The sequence below is a fragment of the Amycolatopsis rhizosphaerae genome, assembly GCF_007713715.1.
Lineage (GTDB): Bacteria > Actinomycetota > Actinomycetes > Mycobacteriales > Pseudonocardiaceae > Amycolatopsis_E > Amycolatopsis_E rhizosphaerae.
In genome coordinates this window covers 1-7,682 of the sequence record NZ_VJWX01000346.1, presented here as the reverse complement: position 1 = coordinate 7,682, position 7,682 = coordinate 1, and the positions used below count along the sequence as shown (strand labels likewise).

The following is a 7,682-nucleotide window of genomic DNA, read 5'->3' as shown; positions in this document are numbered from 1 at the left end:
ACGCCAAGCTCAACCGGCCGGAGGACGTGGCGAAGGCGGTGCTGTTCGCGCTGTCCCAGCCTCCCGGGTGCGAGGTGCGCGAGCTGGTGGTGGCCTCCTCGGAGGAGGGCTCCTGGCCGTGACCACCGTCCTGGTGCTGCGGGCGCTGGGCGTGGGCGACCTGCTGGTGGCGGTGCCCGCGCTGCGGGGGCTGCGGGCCGCGTTCGGCGGCGCGCGGATCGTGCTGGCCGCGCCCGGCGCGCTGGGGGAACTGGCCTCGCTCACCGGCGCGGTGGACGAGGTGCTGCCCACCGGCGGCCTCGGGGAGCTGGCGTGGGCGGGCGAGCCGCCCGCGGTCGCGGTCAACCTGCACGGCCGTGGCCCGGAAAGCAGCACCGACCTGGTGCGCACCCGGCCTTCGCGGCTGCTCACCCACCGCCATCCGGACCATCCGGCTCTCCACGGCCCGGCCTGGGAACCCCGGATGCGGGAGGCACGGCGCTCGTGCCGCCTGCTCGCCCACTACGGCATCGCGGCCGATCCGGACGATCTCGCGCTCGCCCGGCCCACCGTGCCCAGCCCGGCCCCGGGCGCGGTGGTGGTGCATCCCGGTGCGGCCTTCGGCGCCCGCCGCTGGCCCGCGGCGCGGTTCGCCGAGGTCGCCGGTGCGCTGGCGGCGTGGGGCCGTCGCGTCGTGGTGACCGGCAGCGCCGCCGAACGCGAACTCGCCGGTTCCGTCGCGTCGCGGGCCGGTCTGGGCCCGGACGCGGTGCTGGCGGGGCGGACCGGCCTGGCCGCGCTCGCGGCGCTGGTCGCGGACGCGGCGCTGGTGGTCTGCGGCGACACCGGTGTGGGGCATCTGGCCACCGCCTATGGCACCCCGTCGGTGCTGCTCTTCGGCCCCGTGGCGCCGTCGCGCTGGGGCCCGCCGCCGGGCACCGGGAACCGCCACGCGGTGCTGTGGTCCGGATGCCCCGGCGACCCCTTCGCCGGCGCGCCCGGCCCGGGCCTGCTCCGGATCACCCCGGCCGACGTGCTCGAGGCCGCCGAGCTGGTGCGGCAGGGGGTGCCGCATGGCTAGCCACGCGATCGGGGTGCTCGGCGCGGGTTACGTGGGGCTGACCACCGCGGCCTGCCTCGCCCGGCTCGGCCATGCGGTGACCTGTGTGGACATCGACGAGCCGAAGGTCGCCGGGCTCCGCCGGGGCGAGGTGCCGATCACCGAACCGGGCCTGGCGGAACTGGTGTCCGGCCCGCGCTACACCACCGACCACCGCGAGCTGGCCGCCGCGGAGTTCGTGTTCGTCTGCGTGCCCACCCCGATGGGGGAAGGCGGCCAGGCGGATCTGAGTGGTTTCGACGGTGCCGTGGACGCGCTACGGCCGGTGCTGCGCCCCGGAACCGTGCTGGTCGTCAAGTCCACCGTCCCGATCGGGACGGCGGACCGGCTCGCCCGCGCCTGGCCGGACCATCCGGTGGTGAGCAATCCGGAGTTCCTCCGGGAAGGGCACGCCGTGGAGGACTTCCTCCACCCCGGACGGGTGGTGATCGGCAGTGACGACGGTGCGGCCGCACGGCGCACCGCCGCGCTCTACGCCGGACTCGGCGCCCCCGTCGTGCGCACCGGCCCGGCGAGCGCGGAGCTGGCCAAGTACGCGAGCAACGCCTACCTCGCGCTGCGGCTGTCCTATGTGAACGTGCTGTCGGAGCTGTGCGAGCAGGTGGGCGCGGACGTCGGCACCGTGACCCGGGTGATGGGACTGGACGCGCGCATCGGGCCCGCCTGCCTCGATCCCGGTCCCGGCTGGGGCGGTTCGTGCCTGCCCAAGGACACGGCGGCGCTGGCCCGTTCGGCCGCCGATCTCGGCGTGGATCCCGCGCTGCTGCGCGCCGCGGTCGCGGTGAACGAGCGGCAACCGGGACGGGTGGCGGAAAAGGTCCGCGCGGTGGTGGGCGCCGACGGTCTCGACGGGATCCGCCTCGGCCTGCTCGGCCTGACCTTCAAGGCCGGGACCTCGGATCTGCGGGATTCACCGGCACTGGCGGTGGCGCGGCGGCTGGCCGCCGAGGGGGCGGTGCTGACCGGTTACGACCCGGCCGTGCCCGCCGCGAGCCCCCAGGTGGCGCCGGTGCAGGCGGTGGACGACCCGAGCCTGGTCGCGAAGGGCGCGGCGGCGATCGTCGTGCTGACCGAGTGGCCCGAGTTCACCGCGCTGGACTGGGCGCAGCTCGCGGGACTGGCGGAGGGGGACGCGGTCATCGACACGCGGCGGCTGCTGGATCCGGCGAAGCTGCGGTCCTGCGGGCTGACCTGCCTGCCGCTGGGCGGGCAGTGACGAACGGAATCAGCGACTAACGAATGCCGACGACCGAGCCGGTGGCGGTGAGTCTCAGGATCGCGGCGGGGACGCTGGGCGACAGCGGGAGGCGGGCGGCGAGGCCGGTCACCCGTAACGGGCGAGCCACCGCCCGGCTGTTGCCCACCAGTGCCCAGGGCACCCGGTGTCTGGCCGCGCTGTCGTGCGCGTCGAGCAGGACCTCCAGGCCGGCGGAGCCGAGGAAGGTGACCTCGTCGAGGTCGAGCACGAAACTGCGATCGGTACTGATGCGTTCGTTGAGGCACGCTCGCAGGACGGGGGCACCGAGGGCGTCGAGTTCACCGGCCGTGCGGGCCAGCGCGATGCCGTCCCGCCGCCGCGAGATTTCGATGCGGACGTCGCTGATAGTGTGCACGGCTCTTCCGATCTGTCGGTGTGTCGAGGGGGAAGAGCGTTCGCCGTCTGGCAGATGCTCCCCGCCGGTCGAGTGCGGAAATCACTCTCCCGGCACGGCTGGTTTCTCAACCGCTACGTTCTCGACCGTACGGCCGTGACCGGGGTACACGCAAGGCAAGAGCGGGTTAACTGCCTGCTACCACCGGTAATGCTGAACACAATTCAAGCGATTAGCTTCGCCCACACGGTTTTCCCCCGGGCGCCGGTGGTCGTACACCCCCAATCCGCCGCCGTTTTCTCGACCAGTCGCAGTCCGAAACCCCCACGGCGGTCGGGCTTCCTGATCCGCGCGTGGCCGGGATTGTCGTCGGAGACGGAGACGGTGAGTTCGCCCGCCAAACCGAGCTCGAGTCGCAGGTGCGGCCGGGATTCCGTGTGCTGCAAGGTGTTTTCCACCAGCTCGCTGGCCACCGTCTCGGCGTCGCTGGTCAGCGCGCCGAGCCGCCAGACCGCGCAGACCCCTTCGACGAACCGGCGCGCATGACGGGCCGCCTCGGGCGCCCGGGCCAGTGTTATCTCCGCGCGAGTGCGCATCCGGTCTCTCCCTGCGACTGATCCTGACCGCGGTCTGATACCCGTGACCACGGAGGGGGAAACACCGGCCACTGTCCGATGTAGACCCCGTTTCGGGACCCGGCGGCCGGGTACCCGCCCGTTATGGATGAGCGCGCGCTGCTTCGCACGCTGACCAAGGTCGTCACCACGTTGTCGGCCGAGGAAGTGGAGTTCGCGGTCGCGGGCGGTTTTGCGGTCTACGCCCGGGGCGGGCCGCCCTCCGAGCACGACGTCGACATCTTCCTGTCGGAGCAGGACGTGGAAACCGCGACCAGGGCACTGGTCGCGGCGGGCATGCGCCCGGAAGACCCACCGGAGAACTGGCTGCGGAAGGTCTACGACGGAAACGTGCTCGTCGACCTGATCTTCCGGCCCAACTACCGCGGCAACATGGCGGAACTGCTGGCGCGGGCGGAACCGCTGCGCATCGGGCCCGCGCTGGCCCCGGTGCTCGACGCCACCGACCTGATGGTCGACAAACTCCTGGTGCTCACCGCCCACCGCTGCGACTTCACCCCGCTGCTGCCGATCGCGCGCGGGTTGCGCGAGCAGATCGACTGGGACCGGGTGGCCGCCGAGACCGCCGGATCACCTTACGCGCAGGCGTTTCTCGCCCTTGTCGAGGGGCTGTCGGTGGCCGAGGTGCCCGCCGCCGGCGTCGGCGCTCCCGACACTGCCGAAGGGAATCGGAGATGACCGGAACCGACGCGCCCCAGTACCTGGTCGCCCACGCGCGGCGGGCGCTGGCCGAGGATCCGCGGACCGCCGAACTCGGGATCCGCGTCAACGTCCGAGGCTCCCGCGTCCACCTCTCGGGAGAGGTCGCCACCGAAGAGCGGCGCGGTGATCTCGAACGGGTCCTGCACGAGCTCCTCCCCCAGGTCCAGGTGTGCAACGACGTGCGGGTGGCCGACACCCGGGAGCCGTCGAGGCGGGAGGAACTGCGGTGATCAGGATCGCCGCCGTCGGCGACGTGCATCTGGACCAGGACGCGGCGGGCTCGCTGCGGCCCGCGCTGGAACACCTGGGGGAACACGCCGACGTCCTGCTGCTGGCCGGTGATCTCACCCGGCACGGTGCCCTGGACGAGGCCCGGGTCGCCGCGGCCGAGTTCGGCGACCTGGACGCGCCCGTGATCGCCGTCCTTGGCAACCACGACCACCACGGCGACCAGGCCGACGACATCGCCAAACTCCTGGAGGACCACGGCATTCGCGTGCTCGAAGGCGACGCGGTCACCCTCGGGGTGGACGGGCGGCGGCTCGGCATCGCCGGGGTGAAGGGGTTCGGCGGCGGATTCGCCGGAAAATGCGCCAGCAATTTCGGTGAGCGGGAAATGAAGGCCTTTGTCGGTCACACGATCGAGCGAGCCGAACGGCTGCGGGAGGCACTCGCCTCACTCGACGCCGACGTGCGCATCGCGCTCACCCACTATTCACCCATTCCGGAGACCCTGCGGGGCGAACCGCCCGAGATCTACCCGTTTCTCGGGTGTTATCAACTGGGTGAGGTGATCGACGAATGCGGGGTGGACCTGGCGATACACGGGCACGCGCATTTCGGCTGCGAACAGGGCGTGACCCCGGGCGGAGTGCGGGTGCGCAACGTGGCCCAGCCGGTCATCCGCAGCGCGTTCGCCAGCTACGGCCTCGGCCCCGAAAGCTGATCGTCTTCCGCTCCGACGTGCGTGTCCACCCCATCGGCGTGAGAATGGGGCCTTGCAACGAGTTTGGGTTCCGGAGGACAGTGGGTAAGCCCGACCGGCACTGTGCGCGACGAAGGCGAGGGATGAGATGACCGAACTGCGCGCCCGCCCTGTCGTGGTGGGCAACCGGTACGAACTCCCGGTCCGCCACCGGCGGGGCCATGCACTGGTGCGGCTGGCCCGCACCACCGACCACAAGGTCATCGGCGCGATGTACCTGGTGACCTCGCTGGCGTTCTTCATCATCGGCGGGGTGCTCGCCCTGCTGATGCGGGCCGAACTGGCCCGGCCCGGACTGCAGTTCCTGTCGAACGAGCAGTACAACCAGTTGTTCACCATGCACGGCACGATCATGCTGCTGCTGTACGCCACGCCGAACGTGTTCGCGTTCGCCAACCTCGTGCTGCCGCTGCAGATCGGTTCGCCCGACGTCGCGTTCCCCCGGCTCAACGCCCTGTCGTACTGGCTGTACCTGTTCGGCGCCACGATCGCGATGAGCTCGTTCATCACGCCCGGCGGCGCTCCCGACTTCGGCTGGACCGCCTACGTACCGCTGTCGGACGCCATGCACACGCCGGGGATCGGCGGGAACCTGTGGATCTTCGGCCTGGGCATCGCCGGTGTCGGCACCATCATCGGCGCCGTCAACATGGTCACCACGATCGTGTGCCTGCGCTGCCCCGGCATGACCATGTGGCGGATGCCGATCTTCACCTGGAACATGCTGTTCACCAGCATCCTGATCCTCGCGGTGTTCCCGATCCTCACCGCGGCCCTGTTCGCGCTGGCCGCCGACCGGATCATCGGCGCCCACGCCCTCGACCCGGCCAACGGCGGGCCGATCCTGTGGCAGCACCTGTTCTGGTTCTTCGGGCACCCCGAGGTCTACATCATCGCGCTGCCCTACTTCGGCATCGTCACCGAGATCGTGCCGGTGTTCTCCCGCAAACCGCTGTTCGGCTACCGCCTGATGGTCTTCGCGACCCTCGGGATCACCGCGCTGTCCTTCGCGGTGTGGGCGCACCACATGTTCGCCACCGGCGCCGTGCTGCTGCCGTTCTTCTCGATGCTGACCTTCCTCATCGCGGTGCCCACGGGGATCAAGTTCTTCAACTGGATCGGCACCATGTGGAAGGGGCAGATCAGCTTCGAGACCCCGATGCTGTGGTCGGTCGGGTTCATGGTGACCTTCCTGCTCGGCGGGCTGACCGGGGTGCTGCTCGCGTCGCCCCCGCTGGACTTCCACATCACCGACACCTACTTCGTGGTCGCCCACTTCCACTACGTGCTGTTCGGCACGATCGTGTTCGCCACCTTCGCCGGCATCTACTTCTGGTTCCCGAAGATGACCGGCCGGATGCTCGACGAGCGGCTCGGCAAGTTCCACTTCTGGACCACGTTCATCGGGTTCCACACCACGTTCCTGGTGCAGCACTGGCTGGGTGACATGGGCATGCCCCGCCGCTACGCCGACTACCTGTCCACCGACGGGTTCACCCTGCTGAACACGATCTCCACCATCGGTGCGTTCATCCTGGGTGCCTCGATGCTGCCGTTCATCTACAACGTGGTGCGCAGCTACCGCTTCGGCGAGCCGGTCGAGGTCGACGACCCGTGGGGCTTCGGGAACTCGCTGGAATGGGCCACCACCTGCCCGCCGCCGCGGCACAACTTCCTGGAGCTGCCGCGGGTCCGGTCCGAGCGGCCCGCCTTCGAGCTGCACTACCCGCACCTGGTGGAGCGCCTGCGGGCCCAGGGGCACATCACGTTCACCGGTAAGGCCGTGCCCCACGCGCAGGCCAGGGAAACGCTGTCGGAGAAGGCCGCCGACGCCAGCACACCGCACGGCGGCGGCGAGGCCTGACACAGTGGTTAAGGCCTCCTCCGCCGGGTAGCCGTCTCCCGAACCGACGCGGAGGAGGCGACGATGACCGCGCAAACAGGACGAAGCCCGGCGCCCGTGGAAGATCGCTCCATCGCCCAGCTGGTCCAGGACCTGTCGGACCAGATGCGCCGGCTGGTCCGTGACGAGCTGCGGCTGGCCACGGCGGAGCTGAAGGCGAAGGGGCGCCGCGCCGGGGTCGGCGCCGGGGTCACCGGTGCCGCGGGCGTGCTCGCCCTGCTGGGAGGCGCCACTCTCGTCGCCGCCGCCGTGCTGGCACTGGCGCTGGTCCTGCCCGGCTGGGCCGCCGCGCTGATCATCGGCGGATTCCTGGTCCTGGTCGGCGGTATCGCGCTGCTGGTGGGCGGGAGCCAGTTGAAGGCGGCGATCCCGCCGCTGCCGAGGGAGGCCGTGGAAGGCATGGCCAAGGACATGCAGGTGATCCGCGAAGGGAGCCGCCGCCATGGCCGGGCGTGAGACCTTCCCGCGCGACGTGGAAGAGGCGCGGCTCGACCTGGAGCTGACGCGGCAGGAACTCGGCCAGACGACGCAGGCACTGGCGGAGAAGGTCACCGACACCGCCCGCACCACCCAGCGCTTCGCGCTCGCCACGAGCATCGGCGTGATGGTGGGCATGGTGACGGTGCTGGTCATCCGGCAGGTCCTGAACAGGAGCCGGATCCCGGCGAAGCCCGTCCGCGCGCGGTACTGGTCTCGGTGGAGGTGAGAAGAGGCGGCATGTGGAAGTCTGCGGCGCGTGAGTGTTGGCCGTGAAGGGTCCCTTCAC

The 7,682-nt window shown here is 70.9% G+C and carries 10 protein-coding genes and 1 pseudogene; 9 read left to right on the top strand and 2 right to left on the bottom strand.

What is annotated here, in order from left to right; translation table 11 throughout:
• The 3 genes and pseudogenes from FNH05_RS39465 to FNH05_RS26795 form a co-directional block, all read left to right on the top strand.
• Positions 1-122: pseudogene (locus FNH05_RS39465) on the top strand (short-chain dehydrogenase); the annotation flags it as partial.
• The gene (locus tag FNH05_RS26800) at positions 113-1,060 is read left to right on the top strand and encodes a glycosyltransferase family 9 protein (protein ID WP_144591490.1); all 948 of its coding nucleotides are present in this window, start codon (positions 113-115) and stop codon (positions 1,058-1,060) included. The pseudogene FNH05_RS39465 and the gene FNH05_RS26800, both read left to right, overlap by 10 nt.
• Entirely contained in the window at positions 1,053-2,315 is a 1,263-nt protein-coding gene (locus FNH05_RS26795; protein ID WP_144591488.1) for a UDP-glucose dehydrogenase family protein, read from the top strand. Before FNH05_RS26800 ends, FNH05_RS26795 begins: the two co-directional genes overlap by 8 nt.
• Before the next feature lie 16 nt (positions 2,316-2,331).
• Here the strand turns inward: FNH05_RS26795 and FNH05_RS26790 are convergent, their stop codons facing one another.
• On the bottom strand, positions 2,332-2,712 hold the full coding sequence (locus tag FNH05_RS26790) for an STAS domain-containing protein (RefSeq protein WP_144591487.1): 381 nt from the start codon (positions 2,710-2,712) through the stop codon (positions 2,332-2,334).
• 203 nt (positions 2,713-2,915) lie between these two features.
• Positions 2,916-3,287: an ATP-binding protein gene (locus tag FNH05_RS26785; protein ID WP_144591486.1), complete on the bottom strand. Its 372-nt coding sequence runs from the start codon at positions 3,285-3,287 to the stop codon at positions 2,916-2,918.
• A 123-nt stretch (positions 3,288-3,410) separates the two neighbouring features.
• Here FNH05_RS26785 and FNH05_RS26780 point away from each other — a divergent pair, with 123 nt between their 5' ends.
• The 6 genes from FNH05_RS26780 to FNH05_RS26755 all read left to right on the top strand — a co-directional run bounded on the left by FNH05_RS26780 (position 3,411) and on the right by FNH05_RS26755 (position 7,622).
• Complete coding sequence (locus FNH05_RS26780) at positions 3,411-4,004, top strand: nucleotidyltransferase family protein (protein WP_144591485.1); 594 nt, start codon at positions 3,411-3,413, stop codon at positions 4,002-4,004.
• Entirely contained in the window at positions 4,001-4,258 is a 258-nt protein-coding gene (locus FNH05_RS26775) for a BON domain-containing protein (RefSeq protein WP_144591484.1), read from the top strand. The genes FNH05_RS26780 and FNH05_RS26775 overlap by 4 nt, the downstream gene beginning before the upstream one ends.
• Entirely contained in the window at positions 4,255-4,974 is a 720-nt protein-coding gene (locus FNH05_RS26770; RefSeq protein WP_222426717.1) for a metallophosphoesterase family protein, read from the top strand. Before FNH05_RS26775 ends, FNH05_RS26770 begins: the two co-directional genes overlap by 4 nt.
• A gap of 127 nt (positions 4,975-5,101) precedes the next feature.
• Entirely contained in the window at positions 5,102-6,877 is a 1,776-nt protein-coding gene (gene ctaD, locus FNH05_RS26765; protein ID WP_144591483.1) for an aa3-type cytochrome oxidase subunit I, read from the top strand.
• Between the two features lie 63 nt (positions 6,878-6,940).
• Positions 6,941-7,372 carry a phage holin family protein gene (locus FNH05_RS26760; protein ID WP_144591482.1) on the top strand — a complete coding sequence of 144 codons (432 nt, stop codon included), beginning with the start codon at positions 6,941-6,943 and terminating at the stop codon, positions 7,370-7,372.
• Positions 7,359-7,622 (top strand): DUF3618 domain-containing protein, encoded by a 264-nt coding sequence (locus FNH05_RS26755; RefSeq protein ID WP_144591481.1) that lies wholly within the window; start codon positions 7,359-7,361, stop codon positions 7,620-7,622. The genes FNH05_RS26760 and FNH05_RS26755 overlap by 14 nt, the downstream gene beginning before the upstream one ends.
• The last annotated feature ends 60 nt before the right edge of the window (positions 7,623-7,682 follow it).

Bases quoted from the DNA above. Each gene is read 5' to 3' on its own strand.
- FNH05_RS26795 (WP_144591488.1), top strand. From the start codon at position 1,053: ATGGCTAGCCACGCGATCGGGGTGCTCGGCGCGGGTTACGTGGGGCTG.
- FNH05_RS26785 (WP_144591486.1), bottom strand. From the start codon at position 3,287: ATGCGCACTCGCGCGGAGATAACACTGGCCCGGGCGCCCGAGGCGGCC.
- FNH05_RS26780 (WP_144591485.1), top strand. From the start codon at position 3,411: ATGGATGAGCGCGCGCTGCTTCGCACGCTGACCAAGGTCGTCACCACG.
- FNH05_RS26775 (WP_144591484.1), top strand. From the start codon at position 4,001: ATGACCGGAACCGACGCGCCCCAGTACCTGGTCGCCCACGCGCGGCGG.
- ctaD (WP_144591483.1), top strand. From the start codon at position 5,102: ATGACCGAACTGCGCGCCCGCCCTGTCGTGGTGGGCAACCGGTACGAA.
- FNH05_RS26760 (WP_144591482.1), top strand. From the start codon at position 6,941: ATGACCGCGCAAACAGGACGAAGCCCGGCGCCCGTGGAAGATCGCTCC.
- FNH05_RS26755 (WP_144591481.1), top strand. From the start codon at position 7,359: ATGGCCGGGCGTGAGACCTTCCCGCGCGACGTGGAAGAGGCGCGGCTC.